8 protein-coding genes are annotated in these 17,029 nt (G+C 40.4%); 7 read left to right on the top strand and 1 reads right to left on the bottom strand.

Annotated elements, in window-relative coordinates:
- Positions 1-10 precede the first annotated feature (10 nt).
- The 5 genes from CPS_RS23735 to CPS_RS10825 all read left to right on the top strand — a co-directional run bounded on the left by CPS_RS23735 (position 11) and on the right by CPS_RS10825 (position 15,252).
- Complete coding sequence (locus CPS_RS23735) at positions 11-11,287, top strand: VCBS domain-containing protein (protein ID WP_011043240.1); 11,277 nt, start codon at positions 11-13, stop codon at positions 11,285-11,287.
- A gap of 14 nt (positions 11,288-11,301) precedes the next feature.
- The gene (locus tag CPS_RS10810) at positions 11,302-11,859 is read left to right on the top strand and encodes a hypothetical protein (RefSeq protein ID WP_011043241.1); all 558 of its coding nucleotides are present in this window, start codon (positions 11,302-11,304) and stop codon (positions 11,857-11,859) included.
- Positions 11,860-11,912: 53 nt separating this feature from the next.
- Positions 11,913-12,359: a hypothetical protein gene (locus tag CPS_RS10815; protein ID WP_011043242.1), complete on the top strand. Its 447-nt coding sequence runs from the start codon at positions 11,913-11,915 to the stop codon at positions 12,357-12,359.
- A 376-nt stretch (positions 12,360-12,735) separates the two neighbouring features.
- Positions 12,736-14,709, top strand: a complete 1,974-nt coding sequence (locus CPS_RS10820) for an Ig-like domain-containing protein (protein ID WP_011043243.1) — start codon at positions 12,736-12,738, stop codon at positions 14,707-14,709.
- A gap of 231 nt (positions 14,710-14,940) precedes the next feature.
- Complete coding sequence (locus tag CPS_RS10825; protein ID WP_011043244.1) at positions 14,941-15,252, top strand: hypothetical protein; 312 nt, start codon at positions 14,941-14,943, stop codon at positions 15,250-15,252.
- Positions 15,253-15,380: 128 nt separating this feature from the next.
- On the opposite strand, the gene CPS_RS10830 is transcribed toward CPS_RS10825, so the two are convergent.
- Positions 15,381-16,010, bottom strand: a complete 630-nt coding sequence (locus CPS_RS10830) for a glutathione S-transferase family protein (RefSeq protein WP_011043246.1) — start codon at positions 16,008-16,010, stop codon at positions 15,381-15,383.
- A 255-nt stretch (positions 16,011-16,265) separates the two neighbouring features.
- Between CPS_RS10830 and CPS_RS10835 the strand changes: the two genes are divergently transcribed.
- On the top strand, positions 16,266-16,706 hold the full coding sequence (locus CPS_RS10835) for a hypothetical protein (protein ID WP_011043247.1): 441 nt from the start codon (positions 16,266-16,268) through the stop codon (positions 16,704-16,706).
- Between the two features lie 17 nt (positions 16,707-16,723).
- Positions 16,724-17,029 (top strand): hypothetical protein, encoded by a 306-nt coding sequence (locus tag CPS_RS10840; protein ID WP_011043248.1) that lies wholly within the window; start codon positions 16,724-16,726, stop codon positions 17,027-17,029.

Raw genomic sequence — 17,029 nt, forward strand, 5'->3', positions numbered from 1 at the left:
AGGCTTTACTATGACAAACGATAAAGATAAATCAAATCCAAAAGATGAAGTTGGTAAAGAAGAAGCCAAAAAAGCGCGTGATTTAAAACTATCTCAAGAAAAAGCTCTTAAAACGGATAAAGATGTAGAGCGTTTAAAAGCGAAAGAGTTTAAAAGCACATCTACCTATCAAGGTGCTTCTAATGCTGATTTGGTTGCAGACAAGTCATCAATACTGATAGCTGAGAATCAAAAAAATTCAGGGGTAGAGGCAAGTCCCGAAGAACATACGGATGACTCTGATTTATTAGCGAGCAATTTAGAACAGAGCAGCTTAATCGATGATACAAGTAAATCTTTAAATGAAAACACCAGCGATTCGGTTACTAATCAAGATGAAACGTCAGAGCAAACCGAGGGTAATGCAAAAACACCTCAATTGACTCGAATAGGCAAAGGAGGTGGGGTAACAACACCAGAAGGTGCAACCGTTCATTTTTCCAGTGAATATAATGTGGGTTCGCAAGTAGGTAATGAAAATACAGCGAGCAATAATTCTATTAATGCTTTAAAAGAATCTGCAAATAAAATACCACCTCTGAATCAAACAATAACGCCAGAAGCACTAGCTAATGCTACTGAACAGTTAACTGATAAAGCTAAAGCTGGTGGTTCCACACAAGCGTTATCAAAAGAAATCCCGCAAATAGTTGCTGTGCAACCACCTGAACAAATCCAACAAAAAGTTCCTGAGCCTCTACGCCAAGAGATACCGCTTTCTGCGGTTATTACACTTAATGAAATTACGCTAGATAACACCATCAATAAGGTAGAATCTTCAGCATTAGTTCAAATAACAGGTACGGTAGGTGGGGACGTAAAAGATAATGATTTAGTGACGTTAATCATTGGTAATCAAGTTTTTAACGGTGTGGTAGTTAATGGGATATTTCAAATAGCAGTATCAGGCTCTTCATTATTGAATGAAGATAAAGTTATTGCCGAATTGACCGTGAATAATGCAGAAGGGCACTCTTTAACCGTATCGACAGAGCAGCATTATCTTGTGGATACTTCGATATTTGCAAAGGATGATCAAAGTACAGCAGTTGAAGATCAAGGGGCTTTGGCTACATCAGGCAATGTGTTAGGTAACGATGACCAAGATAGCACTCATGTTACAACAACAGATTTTGTTGGTCGATTTGGTATATATCATTTTAAGACCGATGGTAGTTATACCTATGAATTAGATAATACGAAAGTACAAAGTTTTCGAGCAGGTGAACATCACGAAGACTTTGCCTACTATGAAATTAAAGACAATGCAGGTAATACAACAACAGCTAAACTAACAACACTAATTGAAGGTACAAATGACAGAGGTATTATATTTGGTACTTCCACTGCTTCGCTTACTGAAGATAAAGACGTTCACTCAGGACAACTTCGTGTTGATGGCGCGCTAACGGTAACTGATGTTGATGCGGGTGAGAATCAATTTTCCGCTGAAAATATACAAGGTCAATTCGGTTCCTTATCAATTAACAACTTAGGTCATTGGACTTATACTGCGGATAACTCTCAGCCCACCATACAAGGCTTAAAAACCGGTGAGTCGGTAACCGATACAGTGCTTGTGCATTCGCTCGGTGGCACACAGCAAAAAGTCACCATCACTATTGACGGTACAGACGATAAAGCGGTAATTTCCGGGACTTCGACAGCACAATTAACCGAAGATCAAGACGTTCACGCGGGTCAGCTACGTATCGATGGTGCGTTAACCGTTACCGATCTAGACAATGGTCAAGCGCAGTTTAGTGCGGAGTCTTTACAAGGTCAATTCGGTTCCTTATCCATTAACAATCTTGGTCATTGGATCTACACGGCAGATAATTCACAGCCGACTATTCAAGGCTTAAAAACGGGTGAGTCAGTTACTGATACGGTATTAGTGCATTCAGTTGATGGCACTTCCCAACAAATATCAGTCACCATTAATGGTACGGATGATAAGGCTGTTATTGCAGGCACTTCAACAGCAAGCCTGACTGAAGATAAAGATGTTCAGTCAGGTCTGCTACGTGTTGATGGCGCACTTACTGTAACTGATGAAGATAACGGCCAAGCACAGTTTTCAGCAGAGTCACTGCAAGGTCAGTTTGGTACCTTATCCATTAACAATTTAGGACACTGGACTTATACCGCGGATAACTCTCAGCCAACTATTCAAGGTCTCAAAACGGGTGAGTCGGTTACTGATAAGGTCTTGGTTCACTCCATTGATGGCACGGAACAACAGGTGACTGTCACCATTAATGGCACGGACGATACAGCCATTATTGGCGGTACTTCAACGGCTAGCGTTACTGAGGATATTAATGCTAATGCGGTAAATACGCTTAAAGGTCACACGGCTATACATCATGGAATCGCAACACATGGTCAATTAACAGTAAGTGATTTTGACAAGGGAGAATCTCATTTTGTTGGTCAGCAAACTGACCAGGCTCATGGAACTTTTATCTTAAATGAAAATGGTTTCTGGAACTATACCGTTGATAATTCATCGAGTGCAGTTCAATCGATAGGATTAGGCCAAAGTATCACTGATACTATTTCTGTTAGCTCCGCGGATGGAACAACACATGATATTGTCGTAACAATACAAGGTACTAACGATGCACCAAAGGTATCTGCTGAAGTTATACTGCAAACAGGGACAGAAGATACCAATATTATTCTTACTCAAACGCAATTATTAGCAAATTCAAGTGATATCGATAGCAATGATTTAAATCAATTACAGGTTGATTCCATCACTTCAAATCATGGCGTGGTGACTACAAATGCTGATGGTTCATTTACCTTTCATCCAGATCAAGATTACAACGGCCAAGTGCATTTCACTTACGATGTAAAAGATTCTCATGGTGGTCTAACACATACAGGTGCAACAACTTCGTTAACAGCTATTCAAGATAACGCAGTCATTACAGGACAAGACAGTGGAGATGTAAAAGAAGATATTAATGTAGGCCCTGTAGTAGCAGGCAATGCAAATATGATAGAAACGCATGGTCAAATGCATATTAGTGATCCTGATGCTGGAGAAAATCATTTTCATGTTAAGAACTATGGTTTTATTAATGATGCAGGGCACCCTGAACTTCATCCTATTGTCAGTGCGTTAGGCGGATATCTTAGTATAGGCTCAGATGGAACTTGGTTTTATAGAATTGATACAAGAAAAAGTGTTATACAAAACCTAGGTGAAGGCGAAAGTACAACTGACACAGTAACAGTCACATCGATAGATGGTACTAGTCATGTTGTAACTGTGACAATTCATGGAACAAACGACGCGCCTTTTTGTAGCTCAGAAGTTCAATTAAGCCCGGGTAGCGAAGACACTGTTATTAACTTATCTTCAGCGCAACTTTTAGCCAATGCCAGCGATATTGATGCTAACGATTTAGGACAGTTGAGTGTCGAGAATTTAACTGCTGATCACGGCAGTATTGTTGATAACAAGGATGGTACCTTTAGTTTTAATCCTGATCAAGACTACAACGGTCAAGTGCATTTTACTTATGATGTGAAAGATACCCATGGTGGTATTACGCGCACTGGAGCAAGTACAACTTTACAAGCCATTAATGATAATCCTGATGTAAAACCAATCACAGATAGTCTAACTGAAGGCACCGAACAGCAACACCAAGTGAACTTACTCGGTAATGCCACCGACGTCGAGGGTGATACTCTCTCTATTAGTCAAGTCCAAATAACTTTTGAAGGGAGAACAGGCCCATTACCAAAAGGTGTTAGCTTTGCAAGTGATGGCCATACTCTTGTTGTTGATAGTCAGAACCCTACCTTCCAGCATCTTAGCGAAGGGCAAAAAGCAGATATCGTTGTAAACTATATGGTCGATGATAACCATGGTGGTCAAACTCCAGCGGTAGCCACTCTGACTATGATAGGCACAGATGACAAAGCAACGTTAGTTTCATCACATATCGATATGACTGAAGGGGAGGCATTACATACTTATTACCAATTGGGTAGCAAGGTCCGCGGTACACTGAATTTAGTTGACGCTGATACTAATGATCATACACAGTTTACTTTTTCTAGTAACCAAGGAACTCAGGGCTATGGAGCGTTAACTATTTGGCCTGATGGGCATTATGAATATGATCTCGATATGGCGCGTAATCACCATTCAAATTATAGAATAGATGCCCTTAAAGCAGGTGAAACCTTAACTGACCAACATGAAGTTAAAACCAGCGACGGTCAAACAAAATTGATTACCGTAACCATTCATGGCGAAAATGATAATGCTCGAATCGAAGTCAGCATGCCACAAGCCTTACCTGCGAGCCAGAATGTTACAGAAGAGCATTTTGTCCCTGCGAGTCAAACCCATTTATATGCGGGTGGAATGTTAAGAGTGGTCGATCCCGATCATGGTGATGCCGAACTACAGCCTGAAACAATAACTACCGCACACCATGGTGAATTTAGTATAAACGCAAATGGTAGTTGGAGTTATAAGATTGATAATGCCATAGATTCAGTTCAACAATTAGGTGCTGGAGAGTCTTTTACAGAGACGCATACTGTACATTCTAAAGATGGTACTGCTAGCCAATTATTGACAGTCACGGTTCATGGTACTAACGATGCACCTAAAGTTTCCGCAGCAGTTCATCTAGCACCTAGTACCGAAGATACTGACATACAATTGTCTTCAGTCGAATTACTCGCTAATGCGACTGACATTGATCACAATGATGTCGGTCAATTAAGTATTGCCAATCTAGTCGCTGATCATGGCGTTATTATTGATAATAAAGATGGTACTTTTAGCTTTAGTCCTGAAAAAGACTACAACGGTGAAGTCTTTTTCAGTTATGACGTCACAGATGCACATGGCGGAGCCACTCAAGCGCTTGCAACGACTTCGTTAACAGCTGTTCAAGATAATGCAATTATCAGTGGCGTCGACACTGGCAGTGTGACTGAAAATACTGCAGGTAAAGATATGTCACCTGATCAGGCTCTTGCTGGTATGGGACATTTAACCGGCGCAATGTTATATGCTGATGGTAAGTTGAATATCTCTGACCCCGATACAGGGGAAAATGAATTTGATACCAATCAAGGTGGTGGTCATGGATATGGGTATACCTATCACGGCACTTATGGCCAACTTGTATTAAACGCGGATGGCGGATGGCACTATAACGTTAATGCAGGAAACCGACATAACGGCGCTATGCCTGGTACGGTGGGTACAGCTATTGATAAATTAGGTGATGGCGACTCACTTACCGATACGATTACAGTTCGCGCTAAAGACGGAACCGAGCATGATATTTTTATCACTATTCATGGCAGTAACGACCGACCATATTGCTCTTCAGAAGTTTCTTTACAAAGTGGCACTGAAGATATCGACCAAACGTTTACTCTTGCACAATTATTAGCTAATACGGTTGATGTCGACAGTAATGATGCAGGTCAGCTCAGAATTGATAATTTACTGGTGGATCATGGTTCCATTGTCGATAACAACGATGGCACTTATACACTTACTCAAGAACAAGACTACAACGGTGAAGTACATTTTACGTATGACGTAAAAGATGCCCATGGTGGTGTGACACATACCGGTGCTAGCACAACACTCGCTGCCATTAATGATAATCCTGATGTTTTACCAATAACTGATAGCGTTAAAGAGGATGCTAGTAATCATCATACCGTAGATTTATTACTGGGCGCTTCAGACAAAGAGGGTGACGCATTAAGTATTAATCAATTATCTTACTCTATCGATGGTTCTTCTAGCTCTTCACAGTTACCTGCAGGATTATCGTTGTCTACAGATGGTCATACTATAATTGTCGATGCAACTAACTCTGCTTATCAACATCTGGCCAATGGTCAGTCACAAACAATCACCATTGCTTATCAAGTAAATGATGGACAAGGTGGTCATACTCAACAAACAGCCAATTTAACCATTGAAGGTACTGATGATAAAGCCACACTGGTTTCTAATGTTATTCAATTAACCGAAACGCAAGCGCTAGATAGTCAATTTCATATTTACAAAGGTAACCTTCAGCTTATTGATCCTGATAGCGGTGATAATACCCAGTTTACCTTTAGCGGTAAGTATCTTGGGCTAGGCTACGAGCCAGGTCATTTTGATGTTTGGCCTGATGGCTCTTATCAATTTAGATTACAAGGCGCCAGTAATCGCCATGCGGATGATCTTATCAGTAGTTTGCATGCTGGCGAGTCAATGGAAATACCTTACGAGGTTAAAACCAATGAGGGACAAAAAATAACAATTATGGTTAAGGTGATTGGCGAAGATAATCAAGCTAGGATTGAAGTCGGCCGATATTCTAGGTTTGATAATCATGCTTATGAAGACAATATTTCTCCAGGAAGTACACCTAATCAAATATACAGTGGTGGTAATTTATATGTTATCGACCCTGATCATAGTCAAGCTGGTTTTATTGCACAACATATCACTACTTCTGAAGGCGGGAGCTTTTTTATAAATCCCCGTGGTAATTGGGCGTACACAATCGATAATGACAAAGTGCAACACTTGGGAGCTGGTGAAAGTTATCAAAAGACCTTCACCGTTGACTCTATTGACGGTAGTGCGCAGAAAGATATTACTGTTACGGTTCATGGAACTAATGATGCGCCGGTAGTTTCAGCACAGGTTCAAATAGCACATGGTAGCGAAGACACCAATATACAACTCAATGCTATTGATCTACTCGCGAATGCAACTGATGTTGATGACAATGATGCAGGTAAGTTGAATATTGCTAATTTAGTCGCAGATCATGGGACTATTAGTGACAATAATAACGGTACATATACTTTTCATCCAGAGCAAGATTACAACGGTCAAGTTCATTTCACTTATGATGTAAAAGACACCCATGGAGGTATTACGCATACTGGAGCAACAACAACATTAGCGGCTGTTAGAGATAGTGCAGTAATTACCGAGGTGAACACAGGTAGTATTGTTGAAGATGGCCCTAATAGCAGTGGTAATGCAGGCATGGTAACCGAGCTTGCAAGTGGAACACTTAATGTGGTTGACCCTGATAGTGGTGAAAACTCATTCCAATATAGTCAGTTCGGTGAAACTAAAGTTCAAGATTCTTTTGGTGGCGAACTGCGTATAGATAGCGGTGGAAACTGGGGTTATCATGTTGATAATGCTAGCTTGCAACAGTTAGCTGAAGGTCAAACAGAGGAGGTTATTTATCGGGTACATAGCCGAGATGGTACTCCTTACGATCTTCACATCAATGTTATTGGTACAAATGACGCCCCAACAGTTAATCACGTAAACTTATCTAATGGCAGTGAGGATGTTAACTATCAAATGCAAGCCAATCAATTTGGTTTTACCGATGTTGATTCAGGCGACACGCTTCATTCAATCACCCTTACGAATCTGCCAAGTGCGACAGCAGGAATATTTGTGCTTGATGGTCATGATGTATCAGAGAACCAAGTAATAACCACTTCAGATATCAGTAAATTACAGTTTGTACCTACGAATGATTTTAATGGAGATTTGAATTTTTCTTACACTGTCAACGATGGACATACTGATTCACAAGAGGCGACTAATACACTGCATATCAATCCAGTGAATGATGTTGCTACCATGGATGGACAATCTCAGTCGAACATTTCAGCTGAAATTACGGAAGATTCTACCAACAATGTGATATCAGGCCACTTAACCTTGATTGACCCAGATGCCGGCGAAGATAAGTTTGCAGCCAATACGCAAATCTCTGGTCAGTATGGTCAGCTAACGCTTGATGAAAACGGCAGCTGGCATTACGCACTTAATAACGCTTCTTCGACAGTTAATGCTTTAGAAGCAGGGCAACAATTAACTGATACGCTAACGGTTATCTCACCCGATGGTAGTGCCAGCGAAACCATTGCAATTACAATACAGGGTCACAGCGATACCCCGAGCTTGCAATTGCAAGAAGCTGGCGCAGTGCAAGGGTTAAATCTATTCGCAGGCATCCAAGGTAACGGTATCAGTCAGTTACAATACTCTACTGATGGCGTTAATTTTAGCAGTCAAATTCCGCCAGGATTCAACTTAGCGGCTGATGGGCATACCTTAGAAGTGGATCCCGCTAACGTAGCTTATGATCATCTTGCTAATGGCGTTCAACACAAGGTTTTGGTTAACTACCAACTGCAAGAAGGCACTGGCAGCAGTGCACATCAATCAAGCCAACAAGCACAGGTTGTTATAACGGGGACTAGCGATCGTCCAGCGATTCAGAGCTTTAGCGCAAACTCAGATCAATTTAGTGGGCCGGTGACTGGCAATTTACTTCAAGGGGCTACCGATGTAGACGATGGTGCGAAGCTCATTTTACAAGATTTACAGTTTAAAGATCCTAGTAGCCACCATTATGTGACCGTCCATGCAGGACAAGATGTGAGCATCACAGGTGTTGGTCATATTGCCATTGCCCCTAATGGGGATTATACGTTTATACCCGATCCCAGTTTCAATGGCGATACCCCAGGATTTATCTATCGTATCGTTGATGTCCATGGCGACTATCACGACAATAGTCAAAGTAATTTAAATATTCATATTAATGTAAATCATCAACCTACCGTACAAACACTGACAACCAGCACTAATGAGGATACTGATTTGCAATTTAGTGCCGCAAGCTTCGATTATCAAGACAGCGACAGTGATGCGCTTGATCATCTAACTATCACCAAAATCCCTGATGCCTCAAGCGGTGTTCTGCTCCTCAATGGTCACGTTGTCACTCAAGGACAAGCTATTACCGCAAACAATATTGATAAGCTTATCTTTAAGCCCGCGTTAAACTTCAATGGAGATGCTCACTTTAGTTATGTTGCTAATGACGGGCATCAAGACTCAATTAGTCACACTGCACTATTAAGTGTTACAGCAGTAAACGACTTGCCGACCCTGACAATTAACCAAACAAATCACATTCAAGGTAACTTAGTCGCTACGGATGTCGATATTGGCGACTCACTTAGCTTCTCAGCACCGCAAACAACAGGGAGTTTTGGTCACTTGTCTATCGACCCTGATAGCGGTACCTACACCTACACCCAGCATAATTCAGTAGCCCATATGAACTACAATTCAGCTACTTCAACTTATACTGGCGTCGACATCTTTGAAGTACAGGTGAGCGATAACCATGGCGGTGTAGCGAGAAAATATATCAGCTTTAGTGCGCAAGCCACAGTGAGTAGCACTACGGCAGGCAACTTAGTGATTCGCAGCAGCGTGCCGCATCAACCAGTTGTAACAAATAGCTTGCCTGCAGGGCATACCGTTATTAATACGCCAACAAGCAATCATGTCAGTATCGATTTAAGTAGTGCGAGTGATTCAGGTAGTGCTAACAACGATGACTTAACCAATGACACCACACCAACTATCACTGGCCATACTGATATTCCCTTTTCTAAAGTGAGCATTTATGACGGTAATACCCCGGTAGGCCACGCATTATCTAATGCCAGCGGAGATTTTAGTGTAACAGTATCGAACTTAGTTGAAGGTCTTCATAGTCTATCAGCAAAAGCCTTAGGGCCATCATCTATACTGCCAGCTGTGTCATCAGTGCTTGATGTTCAAATTGATACCCAAGCAAGTGTAACGATTCAAATTGATCCTATCACTAGCGACAATGTCATCAATGCACAAGAGAGCGGTACCGATATTAGCGTAACAGGTCAAGTAAGTGGTGATGTTCACCAAGGCGATATCATTAGCTTGGTCGTCGGGCAACATAGTTATGCCGCAACAGTTGATCATAGCGGACACTTTAGCGTAAACATCGCTGGTGCTGAGTTAGCCTCTGATTCATCAATAACGGCTAGCGTTGTAACGATCGACAATGCGGGTAATACTGCAAACGCTACGCAAGTTATGCATTATGACACCGACACAAAAGTAGGTATGCCAACCATTACCTTTGAGAGCGCTGGCAGCGACAACGCTTATAGTAAAGCAGAGATTGCTCAAGGTCATGCGGGTACCGTTACCGCGACAGTTCATGCTTCAGCCGACGCAAAAGTAGGCGAACACCTCAGTGTTAATGGCGTTGACCATGTACTAGATGCAAATAGCTTAGCTCACGGTATCGCCCTTGAAGTAGCACCTAGTGGCATTGTAAAAGCCATCATGACTGATGAGTACGGTAATAGTAACTCTGCTCTCAATATGGCAGCCAATGCTAAACCTGAGCCCATAGTCGTTACAGCACCACCTGGTAGTCATCATATTGGTGCTTCTTTAGGAATACCTACATTAATGCCAACACAAACGCCAGTTCCTGTCGCTGAGCAGGGCTGGAAAATACTGGTTAATGGCCACTATGAAACGAGCTATAGTAGTCAGTGGGGCACTTTATCGATAAATCCAAAGACTGGCCAATTGAACTATCAAGAACATGCCAATACCCATAGCGGGCCACACGGCTCTGCATCAACGGTTGGCGTTCATGAAGACAGGTTTGAGGTAGCTCTGCAGGGCTCACATCATGATGATGTAATTATGCATGTTCAGGTAAACATATTGAGTCGTGGCCCCGGTCACAGTGGTAAACTAACTTTAGGCTCAGAAGTGTTGGATATGACCGTGACCCCAACATTCAATCATCCAGCTCCTCCATCTCAGGTAGTTGATGCTCATGATGAGCCCCAAAGTGATTTCATTGCTGATGTCAGCCTAGATCTAGATGCTATCGTCGTTGCTGATAATGTTGATTCTGATGTAACTGCTAATAAAGACCATGAAGAACCATCGACAGTGAGTGCAACAGAACAAGCGCAAGCTGATCCAGTAGCAATTTTACCAGTATCAGAAGCACCAGTGGCGGTCAGCATTGCCGTAACAAGTTCCCCTATCGATCACTACTTGCAGATGATTGGAATTAGTCCTCAAGATATCGCACCAAAGGATGGAGCACCAACTATGAGCAACTTACCTGATATGCAAGTGTTGAGTAGTAATGAGGCTGATGCAGATATGGTAGATACCAATCAAGTTGATGCTTTTGATAGCCCACTTGATGACGATAAGCACCATCATGATTTAGCTGTATTAGATGACGATCTGAATGAACAGAGCTTGAATGAGCCATTAATAGACCACGATGATGATAGTTTACACCAAGCATTAAACGACATGCATTCGCAATTTTAACGCGGGAGATAAAGATGAATTTAATTAAAGTTACCACTATGGTTGCGTGGATAAGTCTAGCAGTCACCTTAAATGTAAAAGCGAAAGAGGGTCATGACATCGTTTATGGCAATGTGGCGTCAGTACTGATAACAACAGCGGATTCAAAAATATTGGAAGGCACTATTGTTGGTGGTGCTCTGGGTTTGGCCATAGGTGATAGTGCTCTTTATACCTTAAATGGTGCAGCACTAGGGTTCGCTATTACCTCCATTATGGAGGGCGATCGACGTGTATTTTTATATACTATCAATGTGGATGGAAATGAGCGAAAAATTGCGATGCAAGAAGGCGGTATTGGTGAAGGTCGTTGTGTCGCGATAGAAACTCAAGGTAAACACACCAATGTTCGTGGGGTGTCTTCAGCATTTTGCCAATACAAGGGTCATCAAGTTCTGACCTCAACCGAAGTTGTCACGCAGCAACAATTTCAAGCACAACAGTGCAAAGAGGCGAGAGAGTTAGTGTTAACGGCTAAGAATGATAAAGAAATAGATCATGCGCTTGTTAAAGTTCGTGCGTTATGCGAATAACAGCTTTTTGACCTATTAACTAACAAACGATTCAGTAATTATTTGGGAATATTATGAAATATATAGTAAAACTAATCACCTTATCCATACTTTCACTCTCTTTATTCTCATGTTCTGGAACCATCAACTCTGTGGATGGGAAAGGTGAAGGAATAGGGCATGTTTATATTGTGTCTGAAGCCATTGCCAAACGATTAATGATGGCAGCTATGAAGTCACAATTTAATCCTAGTGACATTAAAGTGTTAGTGGCACCAAAGTTAGGTTTCAGTTCAAAAGTTCAATATGGTATTGATAAAGATACTGTTGAGCTAGTTGCGTTAAAAGCTAATGGGGTAAATAGAGAAGGTAATAACGTTAATGGTTATGTTTTCTCTGCAGAACATCACGGTACTGCACCTGCTGCTGGCAGTCCTACAATAGATAGGCTGTTAGCACATGTTGTAAAAGATGCCGAGGCATTAGGTAGCACGGCAAAGTTTAGCCAGTTAATTAATTGAATAGTTAATTGAATAATAGAGTGATATAAATATATGTAGTAAACAAATTTATATCATTCAAATTGAATAAGTTTTTTAAGCGAAAAACTCCAAGATGTTTTTCATTGAACAAGCCACTTTTGAATATACTTCAATCAAGTTAAATCAGCTCTTAGCATTGAGCATATTAAAATCCCTCCTTAATATTGAGTCAAAAAATAATAATAACAGGTCTAAAAACTGCTCTTAAGACATCACTACCTTTCGGAATCTGCATACTTTAGTCACACCATTATTGATAGAATACCTTCATTATATTTCAACTTTAATACGAGACAAAGTTAGACGCCTGTCTACGTGTTATCCCATAAAACAACTTACAAGGAAGCAATTTTTCATGTTTAACTCTATTCATCAATTAAGAGGACTTCTCTTAATCACTCTTTTATGTTTCATCACAGCCTGTGGAAGCGATAGTGGTAGTAGCGCCCCCTCAGTTTCCGTATATGTAACCAACATTGATCTTAATGCAACTGATACTTCGTTTGCCGTTGGTGTTAGCCAACTGGTAGAAGGCGAAGCAACATTTTCGGATTCTGAAACACGTAGCGCTTCGAGCACAAGCTCCACATGGTCTAGTGATGATGAAAGCATTGCTACTGTCGATTATTTTGGCGTTGTGACTGGAGTTGGTGAAGGGACAACAACAATTAATGCGCTTTATAATGGTGCGCAAAATGCTGAAGGTGAATTTGTTACGGGTATTATTGACATAACGATTACACCAGCGGAAGTTGTTGAAATTCAGCTCTATTCAGAAGTAAATACCGTAGTTCTTGGCGTAGATGTACAGTATCAAGTTTTTGCAACATATAGTGACGAGACTAATGATGAATTAGATAGTAATGATATAGTTTGGGCAAGTAGTAATCCAACTGTTGCTGAAATCGATGGCCTGACAGGCATTGCTGAAACATTGTCTGCAGAGGAAACTACTATATCGGTTAATTTTCAAGGGTTGCAAAGTTCTTCATTATTAACGGTAACTAATGCAACTTTAGTTAGTTTGACTGTCTCGCCAGAGATCCCAGGTGAAACTAGTGTTCCTGCTGGGTACACATTCAATTTTACCGCAGAAGGAACTTACTCTGACGATTCAACGGGTCCTATGACTGATAAAGTCACTTGGCTTGCCGTTAATCATACGTTTTTAGAAGCGATAGAGCCGAAAGGAACGTTCAGAGGCCTTTCTTCTGGAAATGCTGGGGTAAGGGCCACATTTGGGACTATTATTGGTGAAATTCCTGTTACGGTTACATCCGAAATATTGTTAAGTGTCGACATAGAGCCAGATCAAGATTCATTTCCTATTGGTCTTCGTTCACAATTAACGGCAAGAGGCTATTTTAGCAGTAGCATCAATAAAGTCATCACGGATGAAGATAATATAAACTGGGAAAGTGATAACACTGATTTTGCGACAGTTGATCCTGATGGTATGTTAACCGCTGTTGGCCTTGGTAAGGTAAATATTACCCTAAGTTATACAGATGCAGAGGGAGAATTTTTTTCAGATATACAACAATTTACTATTTCTGATGCTGAATTAGTCACGGCTACTATTACAACGGTACCAAATGATTTATACCTTGTTCCAGGCCAAACACATCAATACATTGCAATAGGGGAATATACTGATAGATCAAAACATATACTAAATAACCAAGAGGATATTTTTTGGTCTATAAGTGACTTGCTTGACAATTCAGACTCAGACTCTGCAGCTTCGATTCATCCTCAAACAGGACTGATTACAAATCAATTTTACAATGGACTTAAGAAGACTGAACAGGTGTTTGTGAATGTAACTGTTGGTGGTCTTGGCGGTGAACATGACCCTGCATATGCTAACCTAGGTGCAGTGCAAGTATTGAGTTCCGATAATTTAAGTTTTACTGGAACATTCCTAGAGTTTGATGTAGAGCAATTACAGTTAACTATTACCAGTGAAGAAGTCAATATTGAAGATGGTATGAGTGGCCCAGATAATCAATCTTTTATTATGCTAACTTACGACGAAGCTGAAAGTGTTTGTCAGGAACTAGTTTATAATAAACATACCAATTACCGTTTACCTACCTCTACAGAATTGACGAAACTATGGAACGATAAAACTGCAGATCCTGCTGTCGACTATGAGTTTTATACCAAGTACAACTGGTCAGTTGGTGAAAATTATTGGACATCAACAACAGAGGATTCAGGTACGACCTATAAGGTAATCGATTTAGGCATGGGTGTAGTGCAATCATCATCAAGTGTTACGGATTATAATTATGTTAGTTGTGTAAGAAGTCCTGTTTCACCCTAATATCAAGAGTGGCTTACAGCTGATAATGTAAACTAGATTTCACTGACACAAAAGAAAGCCTCTACAGTAATGTAGGGGCTTTTTTATTATAAAGCGCTTGGTCATTTCTTATATTGAGATCAAAACAGGAGATGACTAAAGAAGATTATTTCAATATTGTTCAATATCTTATAGACAAAGTGTTTTATTGATGTAATCTAAAATGACTATTCAATTTAATAAGAATAAAAAATGCAAAGATTAAAAGAATCTCAAGAAGCACTCACTCTTATTTATAATGCATATAATGAAGTAACACCCAATCCTCTCGCCCCATTAGATATTGATGATGAGGATGGTTTGAAGAAGTTACTTAATACCGTAATGAATAGAGAGTCAATCTCACATATACAAAACAAAAAAACGCTGAAAGAAAGTACTGAATTACGAAGTTCTATCGCCGATGTATTATTGCTGCTTGATGGCTGCGATATTAAGGAAATTAAAGCGGCTATGAGAAAAGCAACGGCAGCCACTGCAGCAGCTACAGAAGCAGAAAAATAACTCATTAGCTTTTTATAGCTTATTCTCCTAAACCATCAATATTCAGCGCAAATTACCGATAAAGTAGTTCGCGCTGTATCTTCTGAATAGCTCATTGCAAGTCACATTAATGAGTGAGCCTGTGCTAATTAGAAAATTGGTGTAAGATCTTCTTGTTGATTCATTGCTGATTTAAAGCCTACCCGAGCCATTAGTCTTTTTAAATAATCACGAGTATGCGGCCCGAAATTTTTATCGTTATCTGTTTTGTGAGCGAGAAAAAGGGCATAACCAACACAAATATCAGCTATTGTAAATTTACCAGCACAAAGGTAATCACTGGTTTCAAGTGCAACCTCAACGCTACTCAAACGTGATGACAACCATTTTTTATAATCTTCGACGACTTGTGGTTGTAGACGTTCAGGCTTTTCATAACGGTCATATCTTAATATTAAGGCTTGCGGAAAAGTGAAGGTAGTATCACTTCGATGAATCCAATTAAGGTAATCACCGTATTCTGGGTGTTCAATGCTTAAACCTATTTCACTCGTCCCATATTTATCAACCAAATACTGACAGATAGCAGCAGACTCAGTCATAACTAAGTTCCTGTCGATGAAGGTCGGCACAGTACCCAATGGATTAATGTCTAAATAACCTGCATGGTTATATCTTGGCGGAAACTCCATATTAATCAGTTCATAGTCAAGCTGTAATTCTTCGAGAGCCCATAACGGCCTGACAGAGCGAGAGTCGCGGCAGTGATATAATTTCATTGTAGTATGCCCATCATATTTAGTGATTAACACTGTAGCATAATCGTTCTATTCACGCGTAATTCCGATCACCTCAAATATAACTCAAGCTATAGATGATTAACTAATAGCTGAATCACCGCTAGCAGAGCTGTAGCTTACAGTTTCTTACGTTTCCCCGACACTTACTAAACAATAAAGCAGATCTACTCGTTTAATTAGAAAGTATAATAGCGCCACGCTTTATCAATCCACATAATAAAAAGGTAGGCAATTATGCCGATAAAATTGAAAAGTATTCTTGGGCTCAGCTTTTTACTTGTTGGAGGGTGTAGTCAACTTCATCATGTTCATATTGGTGATATAGATCAGTCTCAAGGTACGTTAACGCCATTCACAATTAAGGTGAATGAATTTGGTTTTGATGCAGCTAAAGCTGCAGAGATAGGGTCAGAGGTAGCAAAATCATCCTCAACTAGCGAAGACTTAGAATTAGTGGCTTTTATTTTGGCTATCAGTAATTTTGGTCCTAAAACGGGTAACCCTGTATATAACGACGCTTATGCCGATGAAGTCCTCTCTGAGGTCATAAAGGCATGTCCAAGCAAAAAGTTAACTGGATTAACGTCAGTTCGCGAAGCAACCAACGTAGGGCCTGTAAGTGGCGAGGTTGTGCGCATCAACGGTTACTGCATTAATACGACTCAGATTAACTAAATTTAGGAAAAAATCACATGTTAAAGAACACAATATTATTTTCAGTACTTGCAATGTCACTCACAGGCTGCGTTGGTTTAAATACAGTCTCTATGACACAAGTTCCAGCACAAAGAGATAACGTAATAACTACCACGTCATCTAGCTGGAACTTCATAGGTATTAACTTTAGCAATGCTTTTGTTGATGAAGCAATTGATAAGCTTAAAGGCCAATGTCCAACAGGAAAAATCGAAGGGGTTTACACTAAACACCAAACAACAGGTTATGTGCTTATGTTTAAAAGAGAAGTTGTTGTTTCTGCCTACTGTAATGAGGTGTAG

It is taken from the genome of Colwellia psychrerythraea 34H (assembly GCF_000012325.1).
Lineage (GTDB): Bacteria > Pseudomonadota > Gammaproteobacteria > Enterobacterales > Alteromonadaceae > Colwellia > Colwellia psychrerythraea_A.

Bases quoted from the DNA above. Each gene is read 5' to 3' on its own strand.
- CPS_RS10825 (WP_011043244.1), top strand. From the start codon at position 14,941: ATGCAAAGATTAAAAGAATCTCAAGAAGCACTCACTCTTATTTATAAT.
- CPS_RS10820 (WP_011043243.1), top strand. From the start codon at position 12,736: ATGTTTAACTCTATTCATCAATTAAGAGGACTTCTCTTAATCACTCTT.
- CPS_RS10810 (WP_011043241.1), top strand. From the start codon at position 11,302: ATGAATTTAATTAAAGTTACCACTATGGTTGCGTGGATAAGTCTAGCA.
- CPS_RS10830 (WP_011043246.1), bottom strand. From the start codon at position 16,010: ATGAAATTATATCACTGCCGCGACTCTCGCTCTGTCAGGCCGTTATGG.
- CPS_RS10835 (WP_011043247.1), top strand. From the start codon at position 16,266: ATGCCGATAAAATTGAAAAGTATTCTTGGGCTCAGCTTTTTACTTGTT.
- CPS_RS23735 (WP_011043240.1), top strand. From the start codon at position 11: ATGACAAACGATAAAGATAAATCAAATCCAAAAGATGAAGTTGGTAAA.
- CPS_RS10815 (WP_011043242.1), top strand. From the start codon at position 11,913: ATGAAATATATAGTAAAACTAATCACCTTATCCATACTTTCACTCTCT.
- CPS_RS10840 (WP_011043248.1), top strand. From the start codon at position 16,724: ATGTTAAAGAACACAATATTATTTTCAGTACTTGCAATGTCACTCACA.